The organism is Veillonellaceae bacterium, from assembly GCA_025992895.1.
Lineage (GTDB): Bacteria > Bacillota > Negativicutes > Veillonellales > Dialisteraceae > Dialister.
This window is the reverse complement of sequence record DAJPGA010000001.1, coordinates 1593433-1616350: the sequence shown is the minus strand read 5'-3', so window position 1 is coordinate 1616350 and position 22918 is coordinate 1593433. Positions and strand designations below refer to the sequence as shown.

The window sequence follows — 22918 nt, the reverse complement described above, 5'->3', positions numbered from 1 at the left end:
GCACCCTGGTATCAGAGAAAGTTCAAATTCTAGATAAATAAAAGCAACTTTTAAATGTTGCGGCTTAGATTTGTGTTAGAATAAAGAAAATTTGTGTTTTATCAGGAGGACTCATGGGAAAGCACTTTTCTTTTATACATTGTGCCGACTTGCACTTAGGCGAACCATTTGGAGATGTACGCCTTGGCGGCAGTGGTCCATGGAATGAACAAATCAGCAAATCGACCTTTAAGGCATTTGAAAAGGTTGTGGACGCTGCGATCGATAACCGGGTAGATGCTATTTTGATTTCCGGTGATGTATATAATAGTGATCATCATAGTTTGGCAGCGCAAATGGCCTTTGCCCGTGAATTGTATCGTGCGGCTGAAAATGGCATTGAAACTTTTATAGTACATGGAAATCACGATCCGGAAGAGGCCTGGCGTGCCGATATCCCGCTGCCAGATATGGTGCATATTTTCTCCTCCAGCGAAGTGCAGGCTCTGCCATTGATGAAAGATGGAGAAAAAGCTGCAACTATTTATGGAATCAGCTACAAGACAAGACATGTGGGGACTGATCTAGCTCAAGGGTTTCATCATAATCCGGAAGACGGATTTGCAATCGGCATGCTCCATACAGATGTCGGGGCAGCATCGGGGAATTATGCGCCCTGCACGATTGAAGAACTTAAGAATTCCGGGATTGATTACTGGGCACTGGGTCATATACACACAAGAAAAACTTTGTCAGTAAAACCGTATGTCGTGTATCCCGGCAATATCCAGGGACTTAATATAAGCGAAATAGGGCCGAGGGGCTGTTACCTTGTCGATGTGGGCGCTTATGGGACTGTTACGCTGAAATTCATTGAATCAGACGTTATACGATGGATGGATATGGTCATAGATATATCCAATTTAAAGCAGATTGGAGAGCTTATTACCGAAATATCCAGAAGAAGAGCCGGCCTTAAAGAACTTACGGGCAGACCAAGCATGGTGCGTATTGTACTTACAGGAAGCGGTCCTCTGCATGAGATGGTATCAAGCGATGATGGGCAGGAATATATTCTCCAGACATTGAATGAAAAAGAACAATTCAGATTCCTTTTTGCGTATTTCATTAAAATCGATGATAATACACGTCCGGATATCAATTTGAAAGAAAGAAGACAGATACCAGATATTGTCGGCACGTACCTTCGTACGTATGACATCTGGAATGATCTTCCTGCCGAGGAAAAGAAAAAGGCATTAAGAAATATAGTTGAAGAACAGCCAGAAATCATGAGGTACAGCAAGTTAATCAAATCACTCAATGATGATATTCTTGTCCGTGCTTTTCGAAAGGCAGAGCTCTTAGGCGCTGAGATGCTGACTGAGGAGGAAGCAAATAATGAAGATCATTGATTTGCGGTTGGACCATTATGGCATATACAGGAAAGCATCCTGGAAGCCCTCTCAAAATTCACTCAATGTCATTATGGGAGAAAATGAGAGCGGCAAGACCACCATGCTCCGCTTTATCCGTGACATGATATTTGGTTACGGCAGAGGAAAGTGGCAGGGCAAGACAGGAAGTATTACATTTGTCAGATCGGATGGACAGGAATACAAGGTTATCCGTGACGAAAAGGAACGCTGGTTTGAAAATGCAGACCATGTAAAATTTGAGGAAGAACTTCCAGCCCTGTGGTGGCATGGCTTGAACCGCTTTATGTATGAAAAGATTTTTGCTATAGGTCTTGAAGATCTGCAAGGCTTGTCTTTCTTGTCCAATGACTCTGTAAGAAGCCGTTTTTTCATGCTGCAGGGCGGAGATAAAATTTCTACAGTAAAGAAACTGGCTCATGACAATAAGGAAAAGTTGCTGGTTTCTTCTCCGCAGGGAAAGAGAAAGATTAATTTACTGATTGGGGAGCTCGATGATGTCAGCCAGCAGCTTGATGCTTTGGCCAATCAGGAAAAAGACTTTTCCGATCTGCAGAAAAAGCAGGATCTGCTGAAGAAACAGATTGAAGAACTTCAGCAAAAGCTGAATGCGGATAAAGAGAAAGATAAAACATTAGAGAAAAGGCTGGGCGCCTGGGAATATTATAAAAGGGCCTGCGAGATTAAAAGACAGCTGGATTTGTCCATGCAGGTCAAAATGTTCCCGACGAACGGAAAAGACAAGTGGAACGAGATCATGAACCGTATGAAGAGCATTCATGATCAAAAAGAGTCCCTTCAGGCAAAGCTTGATGAATATACACCGATTGAAAAAGAGAAGGTCATTCCCTGGGCGGGCATGGCGGACGAACTTGAAAAGCTCTATGTAGATATCGGACAGTGGCGTCAGACAATAGAAGATGCAGATCGTCTTGAAAAAGAGCATAAGAACTGGGAGATTGATTTCGTCAATATGGGTTACCAGCTGCCGCTTTGGGATCATCCTCTGGATTTAAAGGAACCATGCGTCAATGTCAATTGGGAAGAAGGCCGCCGTTTAGCACAAAGTGTAGGCGTCAGGAAAAACGAGCTGTATTTTTGGCAGCAGAGAGAGCCTGAAGTCGAACAGCTGGAAGATGAGCCGGAAAATTCCGATACGGAACAAAGCGAAAACGAGTGGAAAAACTTTGAGGAAATGGCCAAGAGCCTTGAAGGAATCCTGCATCAGAGAACGGATATCAATCATTCGATAGAAGAAGCGCAAAGCAGGAAAGACAGAAAATACACTGCCTGGTTCTGGATCGGCATATGCCTTATTGCTGCCTCTGCGGCTTCCGTTGTTACTTTTTACATGGCCATGATTGGTTATGCAGCTCTTTACGGAGCGGCAGCAGGAATCGTTCTTGGCGTGGTTGCTCTCATGGTCAACAGTCATATTGTGAATAAAAAAGCACATCTCCTGCAGAAGTATAATGATGAGCTGTCCGATCTTGAAGCGAAGCGGAAAGAAATTGCATCCCATTTCCCCGGCCAGGTTCCTGAATCGGTAGAGGATCTCCAGGCTTTCCAGAATCTGGTCCAGCAGAAGCGGACAGATTTCTATAAGGACCAGGCCAGAAGGCAGGCTGTTTCATGGAAAAGGGAGACCGTGCGCAAGCAGCAGGCCCAGCATGAAAAGTGGGTTACAGAGGGCAAAGAGCTCAATGAAAAAGCACAGCAGATCAATACGGAGTGGAGCAAATGGCTGAAAGCCAATAAACTTCCGGAAACGGATGCTGAAAATTTATCCCTGCTCCAGGAACAGTGGCAGAGAATTTTCTCCGAAGAAGGAAAGGGAAAGATCCTTGCACTTCGTCTGGAACATATTGATGCAAAGCTCGATGCTTTTGCCAAGAGGGCGGCATCTATCATCCGGTCCTCCGGCATTGATTATCCTGTGACACCGGACAGTATTGCCGATATTTATGAAGAGAATCAGAGAAGAATGCTTGAATGGCAGGGGATTCTTGAGAAAAACCGCCAGCATGAAGCATATCAGAAGGAAATGGCAAAGCTGAATGATTCCTGGAATTCCTGCCAGAATGAAGCGAAAGCGCTGATGGATCTGGTCAATGCAAAGAATGCGGAAGAGTTCGCTGAAAAGGTTGAAGCATATGAACACCATGACCAGATTTTGAAGGAGTGGAAAACGGTTCAGCAGGATCTTCGCCTGTATGCCGGAAGCGAGGAGAGTTTCATCCAGTTATGGGATTCCCTGAAGACCGGGCAGTATGATGACTGGATGAGCGAGCATCAGGAGCTTTCCAAATGCATTGCCGAGGAAGATAGTGAACTCGGTGAACTCCGCAAAAATCAGGGCGCAGTTGAGAATGAGATCTTCAGGCTGGCCGATGACAATACCATCACTGAAACGCTTCAGAAAAAAGAAAAAATCGAGGCTGAACTTAAATCAGCACTCGAAGAATGGCTTGTCTATATGTATCTGGAGAAGGTCCTGGAAAAAACGCAGTCAGCTTACGAGTCCGGCAAGCAGCCGAAGATCATCGAAAAGGCAAATGGCTTCCTGCGCGAAATGACTCACGGCAGATATACATTGACGGTTTCCAGTGATGGAAAAGACATTGGAATTATTGACAAGGATAATCAGGTGAGGGATCCTAAAATCTGGTCCTCAGGAACAGGAGACCAGGTTTATCTGGCAATCCGTCTTTCCATGGCGTTGTCATTTGGTGAGCAGATTGAACCGCTTCCCATTGTCCTGGATGATATTTTCGTCAGATTTGACGAGAAGCGTCAGGAAGACACACTGCGTTTCCTGATGGATCTCGGAAAAACACAGCAGATCTTCCTCTTCACCTGTCATGCACAGACGATGAAGATTGCAAAGCGCATCGGGGAAGAAAAAAATACGGGCAAGTTCATCTATCTCAAATCAGGTGAGATATTTGAACTTGCCCAGGCATAAGATCGTTTAGTATCTGTGCTGTTGAATACCGTACTTGGTAGACTAGATAAGTTTATTAAAGTACGGTATTTTTTTTATGAAGTAAGTAATGATGATTCCCAGCGTATATGCGAGGCATATCCAGATAACAGCATCTATGAACGGGATGCGGGGCAGGTATGCAAGCATTTTTCCAAATATAGGATGTGTCAGATTGCGTGTTATTTCCTCAAACAGCATGACACCAAAAGAAACACTGCCGAGGAAAATCAGCCTGTTTCTCCAGGCATCAGAAATGGTATGGGTAGAGAACCACCATTTTGACAAGCAGAATACAAAAGCGGTATTCAGGAAAAGGAAACTGTCATAAAATCTTTCGGAAATCGCTTCTGTAAGGCCGCCTGCGATAATTCCATGATAGTAAGTCATTCCGGCAGCTATTGCGGTGCCAAGGAGGGCGGCTAATCCCAATTTGAAAAGATTTCTGGGTGTGATCCAGGAATCCGGGAGTACATGCTCGATCCAGTATCCGATCAGGAAGTAAAATGTCGGTTCACTGACCGCAAGAAGGGGATTCAGGAAATAATTGATTTCTGCCGTTCCTTTGAAAATCAGCATGGAAATAACAGGGATGCACCCGACGAAGACCAAATTCAAAAGGATCAGGTACAAATAAAGTTCCTGCGTCATTGCGCGGACCAGCTTTCGCCAGATTGGGAGCATGAGAAGGAAGGAAACATAAATATACAGGAAATAATAGGCCGTTGCCATGGTAGAGGAGTAAGTCATGGTGAAAAATTTGGCAATGTGTCCTGTGATGGAAAGAGGCAGGTTATGATAAAACCAGACATAGTTGATCAATGAGAAAACAAAAATAACCTGAATAAAACGCCAGACTCTTTTTTTGAATATCCGCGAAATCGATTCTTCTTTTCCCAGAAGTAAGGCGCCGGAAGTCATGAAAAATATGGGAACCGCCGTTTTTACCCAAAATGGTACTGCAATATAAAGAGGAAAGAAAAATGATGCAGGCCTTTCCAAATACAAAGAGAAGCCTGAGGTGGAAGTATGTGTAAACATAACGAGCCAGATACAAAGCGCTCTTAAAAATTCAATATGGATTTTTTTCTTTTTGGCTGCATTTGTCATAGTATCTTTTACCTTATTAATGCTTTGTGAGTTCATGTGATTATTCCCCGCTGTAAAATCAGCTGAATCATTCAGCTGATTGATGTAAATCTGCTTATGCCTGGAGCATGATGCCGGATCAGGCAAACTGCTTTATAAATCAGCTTGTGCTGCATATACATTTTAATATACCATAGACTATTATACCTATGTGCGGAAAGTAATAAAATTCCCGGCTGATAAAATTCCGAAAAAGCTATTATGCCGGGGCGGATTCCGTATCAAATGAATTGTTTTTGAGGCTTGCAATTATAACAGTTATTTGTTAAACTATACAGGCATGAATACGCATGTCTGTGGATTTCACATCTGTGCCTAAGGGTGGCTGTGAAAGAAGAAGCAGGCAGAGGTTAATAACAGGAGGTTATATTATGGCAGTTGTATCCATGAAACAGTTACTCGAAGCAGGCGTTCATTTTGGTCATCAGACCCGTCGTTGGAATCCGAAGATGGCAAGATTCATCTTCACAGAACGCAACGGAATCTACATTATCGACCTGCAGAAGACTGTAAAGAAAGTTGAAGAAGCTTATGCTTTCATTCGCGACGTTGCAGCAAAGGGTGAACCGGTTCTCTTCGTAGGAACAAAGAAACAGGCTCAGAACTCTGTAAAGGAAGAAGCTACACGCTGCAACCAGTTCTATGTCAATGAACGCTGGCTCGGCGGCATGCTGACCAACTTCCGCACAATCCAGACCCGTATTGCACGTCTGAAAGAACTGGAAAAGATGTTTGAAGAAGGCACCACTGCTCAGTATCCGAAGAAGGAAGTTATCCTGATGCAGCGCGAACTTGAAAAGCTCGAAAAGAACCTTGGCGGCATTAAAGATATGAAACGTCTTCCGGGAGCAATTTTCATCATTGACTCCAAGAAAGAAGAAATCGCTGTTGCAGAAGCTCATAAGCTGCACATTCCGGTTGTTGCAACCGTTGATACCAACTGCGATCCGGACGTCATCGATTTCCCGATTCCGGCAAACGATGATGCTATCCGCGCAGTAAGACTGCTCACCAGCAAGATTGCTGACGCTGTTCTTGAAGGACGTCAGGGCCAGCAGGAAGAAGCTGCACCGGCTGAAGAAGCTGCTGTTGAAGAAGCAGAAGCAGCAGAAGACAAGGAATAATTATTTATTAAGGCTCTGCGGATCCTGCTGATCAGGATCCGCCCTGTCCTTTTTTTCATTAAGACAAACACCTTATTTTATGATGGAGGTCATACGATGAACATTACAGCTAGCATGGTCAAAGATTTACGTACCCAGACCGGGGCCGGCATGATGGACTGCAAGAAGGCACTTGTTGAAGCTGAAGGCGATATCGCAAAGGCTGTCGACATTCTTCGCGAAAAGGGATTATCCCAGGCTGCTAAGAAGGCAAGCCGTGTTGCTGCTGAAGGCGCTGTTGTTTCTGCTGTTTCCGAAGACGGAAAAACAGGAACCATTCTGGAAGTCAACTGCGAAACTGACTTCGTTGGAACCAACGAAGACTTCAGAAATCTCGCTGCATCCATTGCAGACCAGATCCTGGCAGTTAACCCAGCTGATGTTGAAGCACTTCTGGATTCTGAAATCGACGGAAAGAAAGTACGCGATCTTGTTACTGAAGCAGTTGCAAAGATTGGTGAAAACATTTCCGTTCGCCGTTTCGTTCGTTATGAAAGTGCTGAAGGCAAGGTATACAGCTATATCCATGGCGGCGGCAAGATCGGCGTTCTCGTTGAGATGATTGGTGCTGATGATGAACTTGGCAAGGATATTGCAATGCAGGTAGCTGCTGCTAATCCGTCCTATCTGGACAGAACCCAGGTTTCCCAGGCTGAAATCGACCATGAAAAGGAAGTTCTTGCTGTAGAAGCTAGAAACGAAGGCAAGCCGGAAAACATCATTGAAAAAATGGTTATCGGCAGAATTAATAAATACTACAAGGAAGTCTGCCTTGTAGATCAGGAATTCATTAAAGATGGCGATCTGACCATTTCCAAACTCCTGAAATCCAAGAATGCTTCCGTAGTACGTTTCGCTAGATACCAGCTCGGCGAAGGCATTGAAAAGAAGCAGGATGATCTGGCTGCAGAAGTAGCAAAACAGCTGAACCAGTAATAAAGTAAACGATGAGAGAACACTGAATTTTTTGGTGTTCTCTTATTTTGTAAATGAACAAAATATTATATAATAGAATAGTATGGTTAACTTGATGGTTGACTCGTTTTGCTTAGGAGGACAATAGGATTGGCTACGGAAAAAAGAAATTATAAAAGAGTAATGCTGAAATTATCTGGTGAATCTCTCGCCAATGACAAAGGTTTTGGTATTGATCCGGAAGTAGTTTATCGTTTAGCTGGTGAAATTAAAGAAGCATGCGAAACAGGAATCGAGGTTGCTGTAGTAGTCGGCGGCGGCAATATCTGGCGCGGACTGAAAGGCAGCCAGGGCGGCATGGACAGAGCATCAGCTGATTACATGGGCATGCTTGCTACCGTTATCAACTCAGTGGCTCTTCAGGATGCTCTTGAAAAGCTTGGCGTCAGCACACGCGTACAGACCGCCATTGAGATGAGACAGATTGCTGAACCGTATATCCGCAGAAAAGCTATCCGTCATCTGGAAAAAGGAAGAGTTGTTATCTTCGGTGCTGGTACCGGCAACCCGTACTTCACAACTGATACGACAGCGGCACTCCGCAGTGCAGAAATCGAAGCAGATGTCATGCTCATGGCTAAGAAGCAGACCGACGGCGTATATGATGCAGATCCGAAATTCCATCCGGAAGCTAAGATGTTCACGCATCTCACCTATAATGATGTTTTGCAGAAACAGCTGGCTGTTATGGATAACACAGCCATCACTCTGTGCATGAACAATTCTATACCGATCGTTGTATTCAATATTGATGTACCAGGAAATATAGTAAAAGCATGCAAGGGTGAAACCTTGGGCACTTTAATTGAGGGGGAATAATTACTATGTATGAACAGGAAATGAACCAGCTTTCCGAAAAGATGGACAAGTCAATTACTGCATTGAAAAACGAATTTACTACAATCCGTACCGGCCAGGCTAATGCCAGCCTCCTTGACAGGGTTTTCGTGGAATATTATGGCAGCCGCACACCGGTTACACAGGTCGCATCTGTCACTGTTCCGGAAGCCAGACTCCTTGTAGTACAGCCCTGGGACAAAACTTTGCTGAAGGATATTGAAAAAGCAATTCTTCAGTCTGATCTCGGACTCGTTCCGATGAATGATGGCAATCTGATCCGCATGGCCATTCCGCAGCTGACAGAAGAACGCCGCAAAGAACTGGTCAAGATCGTTAACAAAAAATCTGAAGAAGCTAAAGTTGCAATCCGCAATATCAGACGTGACGGCAATGATTTCCTGAAGAAGGAAGAAAAGAACAGTGATGTTTCCAAGGATGTCATTAAAGGAATGGAAGAAAAAGTCCAGAAATTGACTGACAATAAGATCAAGGAACTGGAAACCGTTACAGAAAAGAAAATCAAGGAAATCATGTCTGTTTAATCAGCATTCCATTGATTAAAAACCAAATAAAACAGATTCTAAAGAAATCGTATCTTCAGGGTACGATTTCTTTAACTGATACGGATTTTTAGCGGGCGGCAGGAAAGCTTCATTTACAAATCATGAAGCATCAGTACTGCTGCAGCGCTAAAGCCCGATTACAGCTTTATTGATAAGGAGTTATTGTATGAGTGAAAAAAAGTCATTTCCAGAACACGTTGCGATTATTTTGGATGGAAATGGACGCTGGGCCCAGAAAAGAGGACGGGAGAGAACCTATGGACATCAGATTGGCGCCGCCAATGTGAAGAGGATTGTCCGTTCTGCTGGAAATATGGGAATAAAAATACTCACTCTTTATGCTTTTTCGACAGAAAACTGGAAACGGCCTTCTATCGAGGTCCGGTTTCTCATGAAACTTTTTAAAAACTATCTGATCAGCCAGCTGCGCGAATTAATTGATGATAATGTACAGGTTCACATTGTAGGAGATACCAGCGTGCTTTCGGATTCTTTGAGAAGGGAAATTGAAGAATGCGAGAAAGATACAGCCAAAAATGATGGCCTGATACTGAATGTGGCCATCAATTATGGCGGCAGGATGGAAATTGTCCATGCTGTCAAATCAATAGCCGAAAAGGTAAGAAATGGGGAGCTTCTTCCTGAACAAATTACGGAAGAAGATGTTTCCAGTGCGTTATACCCTTCTGATCAAATGGATGTCGACCTGCTCATCAGAACGGGAGGAGAGTACAGAATATCAAACTTCCTTCTTTGGCAGGCTTCCTACAGCGAGCTTTATTTCACACCTGTTTTATGGCCTGATTTCACTGAGGAAGAGCTTAAGAAAGCTGTTGACTGGTTTGAGGGTAGAGACCGCCGCTTTGGCGGGCTGACGGAGGAAACCTGATGAAAGTAAGGGTTATTACTGCAGTTATCGGGATTATTGCTGTATTATTGCTTGTTTGGCTGGGAGGAGTGTTCTTCTCAGGCGCAGTTCTGGCTGTTGCCCTTCTTGCCGTACATGAATACAATAAGATGCTGAAAAATATCAATGTTCATGTGGTGGTACCTCTGATTGCAGCCGCACAGCTGGTTCTGATCGGGGCTGCGACTTTTGGATCACTGAAGGTCTTTCTCGGAATGATTCCGCTTTGCCTGGTTCTTTTGCTCTGTCCTATTCTGAAGCTCAGCCAGGATAAAATGACATCATTGATTTATACAGTATTCGGATCATTTTATTTTGGGATAGGCTTTGGCGCGCTCATTCTGCTGCGCCGCAATGCTGATCTGATTACGCAGTCTTCTTTATGGATGGAACCGGGAATTTTTCTTGTCATGTTTGCTCTTGTTGATACATGGGCAAGCGACTCTTTTGCCTATCTCGTCGGTCGCCGCTTTGGCAGGCATAAAATGGCACCGCATATCAGCCCGAATAAAACAGTGGAAGGACTTTTGGGCGGAGTTGCCGGATGTATCATTCTGGGGACTATTGTTGCATGGGCCTTTGGGTACAATGTTTTCTACGGGTTTATCATGTCATTGATGGCTTCAGTCATGGCACCGATAGGAGATTTGTTTGAATCCTACATGAAAAGAGCTTGTGACGTTAAGGATTCGGGACAGATTCTGCCGGGGCATGGCGGTATGATGGATCGTTTCGACAGTATTCTCTTTGTAGCCCCCGTATTTGTCTCCACATTAATACTCTTTGCTCATTAAAATGAATTTCTAAATAAGGGAGACCGTATGAAGGAAATAGCAATCTTAGGAAGTACAGGTTCTATTGGAACACAGGCACTTGAAGTGATCAGACTCCATCCGGACCTTTTCCATGCACAGGTTTTGGCTGCTCATGTCAATGTTGAGCTGCTTCTAAAGCAGGCATATGAATTCAACCCTTCTGCTATTGTAATAACAGATAAGGACGCAGGGGAAAAATTCAAGTCATTATATAATGGCAGCGCTGAAGTCTATATTGGCCAAGGGACGCTGGAAAAAGCAGCCGTACGAGATGACGTCGACATGGTCCTTGTTTCAGTCGTTGGTATCAATGGCCTTCTTCCGACTCTGGAAGCAATCCGTGCGGGTAAAGAAATTGCCTTAGCCAATAAGGAAACTTTGGTGGCCGGAGGCGCGCTGGTCATAGAAGAAGCGAAAAAGCACCATACATTGATCAGACCTGTCGACAGTGAACATAGTGCTATATTCCAGTGCCTCCTCGGACAGGACATAAAAAAGATTCATAAGCTCATATTGACAGCTTCCGGGGGTCCTTTCCTGGGAAAAACCAGAGAGGATCTGGAAAATGTATCGCTGTCTGATGCATTAAAACATCCTACCTGGCATATGGGCCAAAAGGTTACGCTTGATTCAGCTACCATGTTTAACAAAGGGCTGGAAGTGATAGAGGCTCATTGGCTTTTTGGTGTTGATTATGACGATATCGATGTTGTCATTCAGCCGCAAAGCATCATTCATTCGATGGTAGAGTATATCGACGGATCGATTATCGCGCAGATGGGAAATCCGGATATGAGACTTCCTATCCAGTTCGCATTTACGTATCCGAAACGCATGGAAACACCTTCCCATGAATTCATGGATTGGAAGAAATTATCTGCCATCAAAATTTTGCAGCCGGATTATAAGGTGTTCAGATCACTTAAGCTGGCCTATCAGGCTGGCAAGGCAGGCGGTGATATGACCACTGTCTTCAATGCAGCCAATGAAGAAGCAATCAAAGCCTTTATCAGAAGTGAAATAAAATTCTTTTCTATTTTCGACGTTGTAGAAGAAGTTCTGGACAATTGGGATGTTCATGATATTCATTCCATTGAAGATGTAATAAGCGCAGACAAAAATGCACGAATCGCCTCTGCATCTGCCATCCAGAGGTTCAAATGCTGATTCACTATATTCTTGCGCCTATCTTTGCACTGACTGTCGTTATTCTTTGCCATGAATTCGGCCATTTTATCCTGGCCAAGTGGACGGGAATGCAGGTGGACGAATTCTCGGTGGGAATGGGTCCGCGTATTGCTAAAATAAAATGGCATGACACGGTATATTCTCTTAGAGCGATTCCTATCGGAGGCTTCAACCGCATAGCCGGAATGAATGATGATAATCAGGGAAATCCTAAATCATTTTCGAGCAAATCAGTCTGGGCCAGGTCAGCGGTTGTTCTGGCAGGCGCTTCATTCAATGTTTTACTGGCATTTTTCATTTTTGCCGGTGTTATTTTTGTCTCCGGATATAGTACCGTATCCAGAAGTCCTGTTATTGGAAATGTGATTTCCGGTATGCCTGCTGAGCAGGCCGGACTGCAGGCAGGGGACAGAATTATATCTGTAAATGGAAATCCTGTAGAAGTGTGGACAGATGTAAGCCGTTCGACTTCGGCTTTAGGAGAAGGAGAAGCGGCCCGTGTCATTGTTTCAAGAGCGGGCAAATCTGAAGAATATGATATAATGCTACAGAGAAGTGATGACGGAAGACTTCTGCTTGGAATTGCTCCGTCCATTGAAAAGCATACTGCCTCGTTGTCAGATGCAGTGTCCATGGCTTCAAAGTACTGCATCAATGTCTTGAAAATGACCGGTCAGGGAATTTATGCAATGATCGGCGGCAGCACGGAAGGCATTGCAGGCCCGATTGGCATTGCAAAAATGTCCGGTGCGGCTGCCAGTGCAGGTTTCGGTGCACTTCTCCTGTTTACAGCGGTTTTAAGTTTGAATATAGGATTACTGAATCTTCTGCCTATACCGATCCTGGATGGGGGACTGTTTGTCCAGATCCTCGCAGAATCGGTCATCGGACACAAAGTATCACAAAAGACCGGCTACTATATCCAGACGCTGGGACTGTCCATCATATTGATGATATTTATTTTCGCGTTGGCGAATGATGTTTCAAATTTTTAAACGAATCAGGTGATTAAATGACCCATGAAAATACTCGGCAGGTAAAAGTGGGAAACGTGCTTATCGGCGGAGGCGCTCCTGTTGCCATTCAGTCTATGAGCACATTCAATCCTGTAAATACTGAATATGCCGCAGCGCAGATCAATGCCCTGCATGAATCAGGCGCTGATATTGTCCGGGTGGCAGTTCCGGATAAAAAAGCTGCTGAAGCTTTAAAAGCCCTTAGAGAGAAAGTTTCTGTACCTCTTGTTGCAGATATCCATTTTGATTACAGGCTTGCCATTACGGCAATGGAATCCGGCATTGATGCGCTGAGAATCAATCCCGGTAATATTGGGAAAATGGAAAATGTCATAAAGGTAGTCGATATGGCAAAAAAGGTCCATATTCCTATCCGTGTCGGCATCAATGCAGGGTCTCTCCTGGAAAAGATACTTGACGAATTCGGCGGGCATCCAACCGCTGAAGGCATGGTCGAAGGCGCATTGACGCATGTACGTATCCTTGAGCAGGAAGGTTTCAGGGATATCGTCATTTCTGTAAAATCCAGCGATGTTCCGATGATGGTCAAAGCGAACAGGATACTGGCTGACAAAGTGGAATATCCTCTTCATTTAGGCGTCACAGAAGCAGGAACCCTTTATCGCGGTACCGTCAAATCCGCAATCGGCATCGGATCGCTTCTTTTAGACGGCATTGGAGACACCGTACGCGTATCTCTGACAGATGATCCGCTAAAAGAAGTAAGAGCCGCCAAGGAAATATTGAGTTCTGTCGGAATTCAGCAGTACGGGCCGGTTCTCATTTCCTGCCCGACCTGCGGTCGTACACAGGTCAATTTGATCGATATGGCCAAAGAAGTGGAAGAAAAGATCAAAAGATTCAAAAAGCCTATTAAAGTCGCAGTCATGGGATGTGCCGTCAACGGCCCGGGAGAAGCCAGAGAAGCTGATTTCGGAATTGCCGGCGGCGTAGGAAGCGGCCTGGTATTTAGAAAAGGCAAGGTCATCAGAAGCGTACCGGAAAATGAATTGATTGATGCGCTTATGGAAGAAATTGAAAAATTTGAAACCGAAGGGGAAAATTAAATGTTAGCATCTAAACTGTACAGTCCTACATTAAGAGAATTACCATCTGACGCCGTAGTTATGAGCCATAAGTACATGCTTAAGGCAGGTATGATGAGAAAAATCGCCAACGGCACTTATGCTTACCTGCCGCTGGCATTCCGCTCAATCCAGAAGATTGAAAACATCATCCGTACCGAAATCAATAAAACCGGTGCACAGGAAATCTTAATGCCTATCATTCAGCCGGCAGAAATCTGGCAGGCTACAGGACGCTGGAATGTTTATGGCGAAGAGATGTTCAAATTGAAGGACCGTCATGGACGTGATTACTGCCTGGCTCCGACGCATGAAGAAATGGTTACCACACTGATCCAGATGGATACCAACTCCTACAAAAAGCTTCCAGTATCCGTTTACCAGATTCAGAATAAGTACAGAGATGAAAAACGTCCCCGTTTCGGTCTTATGAGAAGCCGCGAATTTATTATGAAGGACGGCTATACATTTGATGCCGATGAGGAAGGCATGAATAAGCAGTATGAGCTGATGTATGATGCTTACACCAGAATCTTCACACGCTGCGGACTGAAATTCCGTCCGGTTATTGCAGACTCCGGTGCTATCGGCGGCAATGCTTCTCATGAATTTGAAGTTCTGGCAGATTCCGGCGAAGCAGATATTGTTTACTGCAAAGACTGTGATTTTGCAGCCAATATCGAAGCAGTCCAGCCTAATACATTAACATCGGACGTCAAAAATGATAAAGAAAAAGAAATCGTTCAGACTCCGGGCCAGCATACAATTGAAATGGTATGCAATTACCTCCATCTGCCTGTGAATTCTTCCGTAAAAGCAGTTGTTTATAAACTGGATGACACCGTAGTTCTTGCTATGGTAAGAGGAGATCATGAAGTCAACGAAGTACGCCTGCAGAGCATTTATAATGCAATTAATATAGACATGGCATCTGATGAAGACCTCAAGGCATGCGGACTGACTGCCGGATATATCAGCCCGATTGGTTTAAAAACCTCTGAGCACTTTGATATTATCTGCGATGCTTCCGTTATGGAAATGCAGGATGCATGCTGCGGCGCCAATGTTAAAGATGAACATTACATTCATGTCAATCCGGCAAGAGACTTCGGCGATGTGAAAGTGGATACGATCCGTCAGATTGATGCAGATGATGTCTGCCCGCACTGCGGAGGAAAGATTGTACTGACCAAGGGCATTGAAGTAGGACAGGTTTTCAAGCTTGGAACAAAGTACAGTGAAAAACTGAATGCGACATTCCTTGATAACAACGGCAAGTCCCGTCCCATGTTCATGGGATGCTATGGCATTGGCGTAACACGTACTGTTGCGGCTTCTATTGAGCAGAACCATGATGAAAATGGTATAATCTGGCCAGTAGCCATTGCTCCTTACGAAGTGGTTATCGTACCGGCTAATAATAAGTCAGAAGACGTAATGAAGGCTGCTGAAGGTCTTTATAATGCACTTGAAGGCAGTCATGATGAAATCGTATTTGATGACAGGGCAGAAAGAGCCGGAATCAAATTCAAGGATGCGGATCTGATCGGATACCCGCTGCGCGTCACTATCGGAAAGAAGTGGCAGGAATCCGGATGCGTAGAAATCAAGCTCCGCCGTACTGGTGAAGTATTTGAAGTTCCGTATGAAAACTGCGCAGAAAAAGTAGAAGAACTGCTTAATTACCTGCGTGAAAATAATCTGTAAGCATTGAACTGCCCGAGCAGAGGAGGGGATTTTATGGATTTAAATGAGTCAGAACTTAATGATCTGAGGAATAATATTCGTGAAATTGATAAGGATCTGGTCAGCTTATTTGACAAAAGACTTACCCTCTCAAAGGCAGTGGCAGCTTATAAGCTGAAAGCGGAGAAGCCGATTTTTGATGAAGCCCGGGAAGAAAAAAATATAAGGGAAGTTTCTGAATTGCTTCAACATGTATCGGAAAAGCAGAATTTTATCAGATGGTACACGTTGTTGATGGATATCAGTAAAGATATACAGAAAAAGTTGATTCTAGGAGAGAAAGATGACTGAAGAGATTCAGGGAATTGTAAAAAAGACAATTTTTTCCAGTAAAGACGGCCGTTTTTGTGTTTTTCTCATTGAAGAAAAAGAAAGTGGCAAGACTGTTACTGTCTCTTTAAATTCTGAATTACCCTATATCGGTCAACATGTATTGCTGCGGGGGTGCTGGTTTAAGCACCCCCGTTTTGGGTTGCAGTTCAAAGCGCAGCAGATGCAGGCCTTTGTCCCGGAGAAATCAGAAGAAATCAGAAAGTATCTTTCTTCAGGAGTCATAGCAGGAATCGGTCCGGCTATGGCAGATAAGATCGTTGACTTTTTTGGAGATAAAACGCTTAAGATCTTTGAAAATAATATCGATGCATTGCTCGATGTGCCTGGAATCGGGCCGAAAAGTCTGAAGAAAATCAAGGAAGCCTATGATGAGGTGGCAGGGTTGCAGGATATCATTCTGTTCCTGCAGTCTGTCAATGTTTCAGAAAAATTTGCAGCAGACCTTCAGACGCTGTATGGAGAAGATCTGGATATCATTTTAAAAGAAGATCCATACCAGCTTCTTCACGATATACCGGATATGCATTTCCAGGACGTGGATAAGATCGCTCTGGCAATGGGCGTATCCGAACTGTCCGCTGACAGGATTTCTCATGGCATCAAAAATGCCCTGTGGTATGAATACAGCCGGGGAAATTCCTGCGCTCCCAAAGATCAGGTCTATCAGGAAGCAGCGGCCATGCTTGGACTTTCATATGATTCGGTAAGTACGATTGCTGCTGATTTTACGGGTATGGATAAACCTGATGAGCTAATACATGAAGGCATATCTTACTTTTACCTGCCCTTCCTTTATGAAGCAGAAGCAGATTCAGCAAGAAGGATCAGAAAACTTCTGGATATGGAGCCTGAAGGCAGATCCGTTAATTTATCTTTGGAAAGGTTTGAGAAATCGAACGGTATCACTCTGGAAGATGAACAGAAGGATGCTGTAAAAAAATCACTGGATTTCGGTTTGGTTGTCATTACCGGAGGCCCCGGAACAGGAAAGACGACACTTGTAAAAGCGATCGTATATGCGGCTGAACAGTGCGGCCTCAAGGTCAAATTAATGGCGCCGACCGGACGCGCGGCAAAAAGGCTGTCCTCATCCAGCGGAAGGGAAGCCGAAACCATTCATAAAGCTCTTGAAGCCGAGCTTCACGAAAACGGGGAGGCATACTTCAACAAGAATCAGTCAGATACCTTATCTGAGGATATTATTATAGTTGATGAAGCATCCATGATGGATGTCGTCTTATTCCATTCATTGCTGAGCGCTTTAAAAAATGGCACGCATCTGATTCTTGTGGGAGATGTGGATCAGCTTCCCCCGGTAGGGCCGGGAAATCCTCTTAAGGCAATTATTGCAAGCGAAATGGCACCAGTCGTGAGATTGAACCATATATTCCGCCAGGAGGAAGGAAGCGGGATCATTGAGAATGCTGTCCTGATCAGGGAGGGAAAATACTGCTGCCCGGATGAAAATGGCGATTTCCAGATCTTATATGCGGATTCTGAGGATGATGCTTTCCAAAAAATAATGACCCTGTGCTGGCGGTTCCACTATGCCGATGAAGATAACAAGCTGAAAATGCAGGTGCTTTCTCCCATGTACAAGGGCGCGTGCGGAGTCGATCATCTGAACGCATCCATTCAGAAAGTGGTGCAGGGCAGTGATCATCTTCCATTTCCATTTGCGGTAGGCGATAAGGTCATGCAGCGCAGAAATGATTATGAGAAAAAAGTGTACAACGGAGATGTCGGGATTGTCTGGGCGGTCAATGAGAAGAAACTTTTTGTACGATATTATGAGAAGGAAATAGAATACACCCGCGCCGAATGGGGAGATCTCCAGCTTGCCTATGCATCGACCGTGCATAAGAGCCAGGGAAGCGAATATGATACCATCATTTTTGCATTGCTTCCGGAGCAGAGAATCATGCTTCAGCGCAACTTGCTTTATACCGGAATTACGAGAGCGAGAAAGAAAACTATTTTAGTGACGACGGAAAGCGCACTTTCCCAGGCAATCAGCTCGACACGCACGCAGCATAGATATAGTCTGCTTCTGCCTTTGATCAAAGGGATGAGCCATGAATAGATTTATAGAAATGGCAGCCGAGCTTCCGTATCCCTGGTGCTGCCCCGGATGCGGTAAGCTTACCAGCTATAAGACAATCTGGTGCGACAGCTGCATCAATGATACCTGGAACCCCAGGCTGATCAATTCATCAGTAACGGACCATTTAGATGGCTGCTATACGCTTTGCGATTATCACAGCGGGATGAGAAAATGCATACTGCAGCTCAAGTACAACGGAAAATCGGAGCTTTCAAAAGCCTTTCCGCCCCTGCTTGACCGATTTCCCTGGTGGGACCGGATGGAAGACTTTAAGATTGTCATCCCGGTGCCTCTTGCATCAAGGAAGATGAAGGAAAGAGGATACAACCAGGTCGATAAAATGTTCCAGAAATGGATGGAAGGTGCAGGGAAAGAATATATCCCGCAGGGGCTCGTACGTCTGCGCAGGGGTGAGACACAGTCGCTCCTTACACGCGTGGAAAGGTACAAAAATATAAAAGGAGCTTTTCATATCAATAAAGGGATGGACGTGAAAGGCAGGAAGATCCTTTTAGTCGATGATGTCTATACAACCGGCGCTACCATTGAAGCGGCTGCCCACGAGCTCAAACTGGCCGGCGCAGAGAAAGTAGTCGGAATGACAATTGCCAGCGGAGCCATATAGAATCAATGCAAATAGTTTATGTAAAAGGAGTAAAGCCATATGAAGTTGGTTAAAGGTCCAGAAGCTGAAAGATTGACCGGCGGGCTGTGGAGGCAGTTTCTGATTTCTGAAATTGCAGGAGAAATCATGCTTGGCGAAGTGCAGGATCATCTGTATGTAGAAGATCTGGACTTTAAAGGCAGGTCCAAGGATAAAATCGTAAGGGATGCGGTGAAAACCGGCTTCCTTGATTTGATCGATGATGCGACAGAACGTCTCAGCTTCTACAAAAAAGAGCTGGAACCGTATTCTGATATCACTGAACTCTTAAGCGAAAAGGAACTCAAGCGCGCGCTGTTTCAAATGATATCAGAGCATACGCATTGCTTTTCTGCGTCAGTCATCACGGATAATCCCTATTACCAGTGCATCAGGATTCCTACCGTTGAAAAAGATCATATCCTTTTGACGATGAATGATTACCTGCCGGGAGAGTTTATCCAGACTTATCATGATAAACAGCATTCAGATAATGTGTTCATGCATGCTGAGGAAGGATTCTTTGATGATAAAGTCAATTTCCCGGTCCTTCTGGAAAACGGAGAAGTCTGGATGAGCCTCATAATGAGTGAAATAGAGTCTATGGAAGAGCCTCTCCGTCTGGCAAAGGGAAAGGTAATCACATATGGATTAGGTCTTGGATACTATGCATTCATGGCGGCGCAAAAGGAAGTAGTCGATTCAGTCACCATCGTTGAAATGAATCCTTCCATCATCAAAATATTCAATGCTGTTCTGCTTCCGCAATTCCCTCATAAAGAAAAAATCCACATAGTACAGGCAGATGCATTTGACTACGCGGACCATCAGGCAGACGGTGAATATGATATTGCTTTTGGTGATTTCTGGTCCGGGGTTGAAGAAGGGCTTGAATTCTATCTGAAATTCCTTAAGAAAACAGAAAGATTCAGAAAGACCAGATTTGATTATTGGATAGAGTCCTGCTTTGCGGAATATTATTTCCGGCCGGTTCTTATGCATTTCTTCATGCGTGAAATTTTTGGCAGAGATGAGGATCTTTGGGAAAATCAGCACCGTATAAAACAAATCCAGAAACAATTTGAGAAATTCTTATATGACAAGGAAATCGAATTAAGTTCGGCAAAGCAGTTTGAAGACATTTTCAAGACGCCAAATGTGGTTCAATTAGTTCGTGAATTTGTCATGCGTTATTATCAATAAAGGGGACCAAGGTGAATTTAAGTCTGAAGGTATTAGCGGCAGGCATGCTTCTTCTGATGCTGCCGGTTCATTCATGGGCTGATGACCCGAATGCGAAAATAAAAGTCAGCGGAGCCAAAAATGTAACAGTACTGCTTAATGAAGGCGTATTATACGCTTCTCCTAATACGTTTGAACTCGGGAAGAAGTGGGATGTTTCAGAAGAAAAAAATAAAATATACGTCAAGCTGAAATCAGGTGCAGGCAGGCAGGAATCCGTCCGGATTCCATCCAAGGTAATTTCGGGCAAACCATATGTCGATTTTGGATACTTTGCCGGGCAGTCTGGAATCACTTATAAGTATGATGAAAAACACAAGAAAATCACGCTGAAAAAGGAAAGCCGTGATTCCAGAAATAAGGAAGAAGGAAAGAAGCCGCAGCAGGTCATCATATGGGATCCGGATCATGAATTCAGCGGCAGCAGTGTAAAAGACGCAGGTAAAGACAACGCAATCATAATTTCACCGACCTGGGGATCTTATAAAGATGTTTCTCTAAACGATTTTGTTCCCGATCTGGTGTATTTGAAGGGAATAAAGGATAATGGATTCAATATACTGCCTTTGATCCATAACGATTTTGATATTCCCGGAACATCTGCCTTTATGCATGATTCCAAAATGCAGGATAAACTGATTTCCCGCATAGATGCGATTTCCGAGGTATATGATCTGGGCGGATATAATATTGATTTTGAAAATATGAAGCAGGAGGACAAGAACCTCTATACTGACTTTATCAAGAAGCTTTCCGGCGCTATGCATGAGCAGGGGAAAATGGTTACAGTAGATGTTACTGTGTACAATGAATGGTCTCCTACATGGAGCTTGTGCTATGACAGGGAGAATCTTGCAAAGGCGGCAGATTATTTAGTCATTATGGGTTATGACGAGACGCCTGGAAACAGTACAGTTCCCGGATCTGTAGCTTCTTATTCATGGCTTGATGACAGCATCAAGGTTTTGAAAAAGAGCGTACCGGGCGAAAAAATGATTCTGGGGCTTCCGCTTTATACGAGAGTCTGGGTTAATGAATCTGGCAGATGGAAATCAAGGGTGCTGACCCTGAAATACACAGACCAGTTCATAAACCGGCATAAATTAAGGCCTGTATGGAATGACGAAGAGAAGCAGTATACTTCCTCCTGGAAGGAAAAAGGAACTGCCTATAAAACGTGGTTTGAAGATGCAAAATCACTTGAAGATAAAATGAGCCTGATTGGCAAGTACGGACTTGGCGGTACAGCATTCTGGCGGTATGGCTTTGAAGCTGAAAATACATTCTCTGAACTTTTGAATGTAAAAGAGAATCAAAAGAAAAACGGCAAAATTGATATTGATAATTTCTCCCTGCATGACTATTTGGCAGAGAAAAAACAGAAACTGCAGGAAATGCAGGAACAGTAAAAAAACACCGGGCAAAAACCAGCCCGGTGTTTTTTTCATTGTGGTATATCTCAAGTAATACATTTAAGAAGAATATAGGAGCTCCCATTAGCGGTCAATGAATTTGTAAAACATATTATTCCTTTCAATGACATAGTTCTAAAAAGGAAACCAAAGAAGAATCCCTGAATATCAGATTTCTATCTTTTTGCGTTTGAGCCAAGCATCCATGTAGGTGCATTCTGATTTCATTGAATAGTTGTTGCTTCTGATCCAGTCATAAAATGCCTGAGCCAGCTGGGCAGCCAGTCCCCGGCCGGAAAGTTCATCGGGAACTATAGTATGAAGAACGGTAAACTGATTATTTCCGTCCTCAGAGTATTCCAAATAGCATAAACCTTTTGGATCCTCTATTTTAAAACGATGTTCCTGCATATCATGAATGACTACCATATTATGAACCTCCTGTCGTTATAAACCAAAGTTTGAAATTAAAATATATCGATGGTTCTCGCTAATGAGAATTAGACTATGCTATAATTATTATACTAGATAAATACAGTAATTACATAGATTTATTGAAATTTTATAATTAATAGAAGATATTCAATTTATTTTGCCGGATGTGTAACTATGGCTGTTTTTACATCCGCGAAAGGAGATTCATATGCCCGCAGATATTTATTTTCTGAATCACAGCGGATTCATCTTAAAAATCGACGACATAGTTCTCGTTTTTGACTATTATAAGGATCCCTTGCAACATTTGGAAAAAATGATTACAGATGGCAGAAATAAAATTTACTTCTTTGTCAGTCACTTCCATGGGGATCATTTCAATCCATCCATCAGACGGTTTGAGGAATATGCTGATGGATACATCCTGCATAGGGATTGTGATCTCCATTTGAGGGATGCAGGGAAGATGCATCTGATGGAAGTGGGAGATTCTTATTCGAATGAGGATTTCACCGTTAAAATGTACGGTTCGACGGATGCCGGCGGATCGTTCCTGATCAATTGTCATGGAATCACCATCTTCCATGCCGGTGATTTAAACTGGTGGCATTGGGCAGGCGACTCTGATGCTGCCAATCTGGATGCCAGAAATAATTATTTTGCAGAATTGGAAAAACTGTCCGGGGAAAAAGTGGATATCGCCATGTTCCCGGTGGATGCAAGACTCCAGGTGGCAAGGGAGTGGGGCGTTAAAAAGTTCCTGACCAAGGTAGAGTCCGGTTTGCTCATTCCCATGCATGCTTTTGGAAATGTCTGGGCACCATCCTATGAATCCAGATGGCTCTTTCCCGATCAGAAAATATGGATACCTCAAAAGGACGGAGATATGTTCAGGGAGGAATAA

The 22918-nt window shown here is 43.9% G+C and carries 20 protein-coding genes; 18 read left to right on the top strand and 2 right to left on the bottom strand.

Translation table 11 applies throughout. From position 1 onward, the window contains the following. Positions 1 to 113: 113 nt before the first annotated feature. Both OIM03_06980 and OIM03_06975 read left to right on the top strand, forming a co-directional pair. Positions 114 to 1394, top strand: coding sequence for a DNA repair exonuclease (locus OIM03_06980; protein ID HJI74019.1), 1281 nt, complete (start codon positions 114 to 116; stop codon positions 1392 to 1394). Continuing rightward, positions 1381 to 4380: an AAA family ATPase gene (locus OIM03_06975; GenBank protein ID HJI74018.1), complete on the top strand. Its 3000-nt coding sequence runs from the start codon at positions 1381 to 1383 to the stop codon at positions 4378 to 4380. Before OIM03_06980 ends, OIM03_06975 begins: the two co-directional genes overlap by 14 nt. Before the next feature lie 42 nt (positions 4381 to 4422). Here OIM03_06975 and OIM03_06970 read toward each other — a convergent pair whose 3' ends face one another. Further along, entirely contained in the window at positions 4423 to 5508 is a 1086-nt protein-coding gene (locus tag OIM03_06970) for an acyltransferase (GenBank protein HJI74017.1), read from the bottom strand. Positions 5509 to 5918: 410 nt separating this feature from the next. On the opposite strand from OIM03_06970, the gene rpsB reads away from it, so the two are divergent. The 15 genes from rpsB (at position 5919) to OIM03_06895 (ending at position 21576) form a co-directional block, all read left to right on the top strand. Next, positions 5919 to 6671 (top strand): 30S ribosomal protein S2, encoded by a 753-nt coding sequence (gene rpsB, locus OIM03_06965; GenBank protein ID HJI74016.1) that lies wholly within the window; start codon positions 5919 to 5921, stop codon positions 6669 to 6671. 96 nt (positions 6672 to 6767) lie between these two features. Then, a complete protein-coding gene (gene tsf, locus OIM03_06960) occupies positions 6768 to 7646 on the top strand; it encodes a translation elongation factor Ts (protein ID HJI74015.1) in 879 nt (292 codons plus the stop codon). 162 nt (positions 7647 to 7808) lie between these two features. After that, on the top strand, positions 7809 to 8504 hold the full coding sequence (gene pyrH / locus OIM03_06955) for a UMP kinase (protein HJI74014.1): 696 nt from the start codon (positions 7809 to 7811) through the stop codon (positions 8502 to 8504). A gap of 5 nt (positions 8505 to 8509) precedes the next feature. Beyond that, entirely contained in the window at positions 8510 to 9067 is a 558-nt protein-coding gene (gene frr, locus OIM03_06950; GenBank protein ID HJI74013.1) for a ribosome recycling factor, read from the top strand. Positions 9068 to 9254: 187 nt separating this feature from the next. Further along, entirely contained in the window at positions 9255 to 9977 is a 723-nt protein-coding gene (locus tag OIM03_06945; protein ID HJI74012.1) for an isoprenyl transferase, read from the top strand. Next, complete coding sequence (locus tag OIM03_06940; protein ID HJI74011.1) at positions 9977 to 10789, top strand: phosphatidate cytidylyltransferase; 813 nt, start codon at positions 9977 to 9979, stop codon at positions 10787 to 10789. The genes OIM03_06945 and OIM03_06940 overlap by 1 nt, the downstream gene beginning before the upstream one ends. A 27-nt stretch (positions 10790 to 10816) precedes the next feature. Beyond that, complete coding sequence (locus OIM03_06935; GenBank protein HJI74010.1) at positions 10817 to 11977, top strand: 1-deoxy-D-xylulose-5-phosphate reductoisomerase; 1161 nt, start codon at positions 10817 to 10819, stop codon at positions 11975 to 11977. After that, entirely contained in the window at positions 11971 to 12993 is a 1023-nt protein-coding gene (locus tag OIM03_06930; protein HJI74009.1) for a M50 family metallopeptidase, read from the top strand. Before OIM03_06935 ends, OIM03_06930 begins: the two co-directional genes overlap by 7 nt. Positions 12994 to 13010: 17 nt before the next feature. Then, positions 13011 to 14081 (top strand): flavodoxin-dependent (E)-4-hydroxy-3-methylbut-2-enyl-diphosphate synthase, encoded by a 1071-nt coding sequence (gene ispG, locus OIM03_06925; protein HJI74008.1) that lies wholly within the window; start codon positions 13011 to 13013, stop codon positions 14079 to 14081. Continuing rightward, on the top strand, positions 14082 to 15806 hold the full coding sequence (locus OIM03_06920; protein HJI74007.1) for a proline--tRNA ligase: 1725 nt from the start codon (positions 14082 to 14084) through the stop codon (positions 15804 to 15806). It begins immediately after the preceding gene. 33 nt (positions 15807 to 15839) lie between these two features. Next, positions 15840 to 16136, top strand: coding sequence for a chorismate mutase (locus tag OIM03_06915; GenBank protein HJI74006.1), 297 nt, complete (start codon positions 15840 to 15842; stop codon positions 16134 to 16136). Further along, entirely contained in the window at positions 16129 to 18261 is a 2133-nt protein-coding gene (locus OIM03_06910) for an ATP-dependent RecD-like DNA helicase (protein ID HJI74005.1), read from the top strand. Before OIM03_06915 ends, OIM03_06910 begins: the two co-directional genes overlap by 8 nt. Continuing rightward, positions 18254 to 18907 carry a ComF family protein gene (locus OIM03_06905; protein HJI74004.1) on the top strand — a complete coding sequence of 218 codons (654 nt, stop codon included), beginning with the start codon at positions 18254 to 18256 and terminating at the stop codon, positions 18905 to 18907. Before OIM03_06910 ends, OIM03_06905 begins: the two co-directional genes overlap by 8 nt. Positions 18908 to 18946: 39 nt before the next feature. Then, complete coding sequence (locus OIM03_06900) at positions 18947 to 20128, top strand: hypothetical protein (protein ID HJI74003.1); 1182 nt, start codon at positions 18947 to 18949, stop codon at positions 20126 to 20128. Between the two features lie 11 nt (positions 20129 to 20139). Continuing rightward, complete coding sequence (locus tag OIM03_06895) at positions 20140 to 21576, top strand: glycosyl hydrolase family 18 protein (protein ID HJI74002.1); 1437 nt, start codon at positions 20140 to 20142, stop codon at positions 21574 to 21576. Between the two features lie 171 nt (positions 21577 to 21747). On the opposite strand, the gene OIM03_06890 is transcribed toward OIM03_06895, so the two are convergent. Beyond that, entirely contained in the window at positions 21748 to 22008 is a 261-nt protein-coding gene (locus tag OIM03_06890; protein HJI74001.1) for an N-acetyltransferase, read from the bottom strand. A gap of 214 nt (positions 22009 to 22222) precedes the next feature. On the opposite strand from OIM03_06890, the gene OIM03_06885 reads away from it, so the two are divergent. Continuing rightward, on the top strand, positions 22223 to 22918 hold the full coding sequence (locus OIM03_06885) for an MBL fold metallo-hydrolase (GenBank protein HJI74000.1): 696 nt from the start codon (positions 22223 to 22225) through the stop codon (positions 22916 to 22918).

What these genes read in the sequence shown, in the direction of transcription:
- OIM03_06980 (HJI74019.1), top strand. Translation starts at nt 114, where the DNA reads ATGGGAAAGCACTTTTCTTTTATACATTGTGCCGACTTGCACTTAGGC.
- OIM03_06975 (HJI74018.1), top strand. Translation starts at nt 1,381, where the DNA reads ATGAAGATCATTGATTTGCGGTTGGACCATTATGGCATATACAGGAAA.
- OIM03_06970 (HJI74017.1), bottom strand. Translation starts at nt 5,508, where the DNA reads ATGACAAATGCAGCCAAAAAGAAAAAAATCCATATTGAATTTTTAAGA.
- rpsB (HJI74016.1), top strand. Translation starts at nt 5,919, where the DNA reads ATGGCAGTTGTATCCATGAAACAGTTACTCGAAGCAGGCGTTCATTTT.
- tsf (HJI74015.1), top strand. Translation starts at nt 6,768, where the DNA reads ATGAACATTACAGCTAGCATGGTCAAAGATTTACGTACCCAGACCGGG.
- pyrH (HJI74014.1), top strand. Translation starts at nt 7,809, where the DNA reads ATGCTGAAATTATCTGGTGAATCTCTCGCCAATGACAAAGGTTTTGGT.
- frr (HJI74013.1), top strand. Translation starts at nt 8,510, where the DNA reads ATGTATGAACAGGAAATGAACCAGCTTTCCGAAAAGATGGACAAGTCA.
- OIM03_06945 (HJI74012.1), top strand. Translation starts at nt 9,255, where the DNA reads ATGAGTGAAAAAAAGTCATTTCCAGAACACGTTGCGATTATTTTGGAT.
- OIM03_06940 (HJI74011.1), top strand. Translation starts at nt 9,977, where the DNA reads ATGAAAGTAAGGGTTATTACTGCAGTTATCGGGATTATTGCTGTATTA.
- OIM03_06935 (HJI74010.1), top strand. Translation starts at nt 10,817, where the DNA reads ATGAAGGAAATAGCAATCTTAGGAAGTACAGGTTCTATTGGAACACAG.
- OIM03_06930 (HJI74009.1), top strand. Translation starts at nt 11,971, where the DNA reads ATGCTGATTCACTATATTCTTGCGCCTATCTTTGCACTGACTGTCGTT.
- ispG (HJI74008.1), top strand. Translation starts at nt 13,011, where the DNA reads ATGACCCATGAAAATACTCGGCAGGTAAAAGTGGGAAACGTGCTTATC.
- OIM03_06920 (HJI74007.1), top strand. Translation starts at nt 14,082, where the DNA reads ATGTTAGCATCTAAACTGTACAGTCCTACATTAAGAGAATTACCATCT.
- OIM03_06915 (HJI74006.1), top strand. Translation starts at nt 15,840, where the DNA reads ATGGATTTAAATGAGTCAGAACTTAATGATCTGAGGAATAATATTCGT.
- OIM03_06910 (HJI74005.1), top strand. Translation starts at nt 16,129, where the DNA reads ATGACTGAAGAGATTCAGGGAATTGTAAAAAAGACAATTTTTTCCAGT.
- OIM03_06905 (HJI74004.1), top strand. Translation starts at nt 18,254, where the DNA reads ATGAATAGATTTATAGAAATGGCAGCCGAGCTTCCGTATCCCTGGTGC.
- OIM03_06900 (HJI74003.1), top strand. Translation starts at nt 18,947, where the DNA reads ATGAAGTTGGTTAAAGGTCCAGAAGCTGAAAGATTGACCGGCGGGCTG.
- OIM03_06890 (HJI74001.1), bottom strand. Translation starts at nt 22,008, where the DNA reads ATGGTAGTCATTCATGATATGCAGGAACATCGTTTTAAAATAGAGGAT.
- OIM03_06885 (HJI74000.1), top strand. Translation starts at nt 22,223, where the DNA reads ATGCCCGCAGATATTTATTTTCTGAATCACAGCGGATTCATCTTAAAA.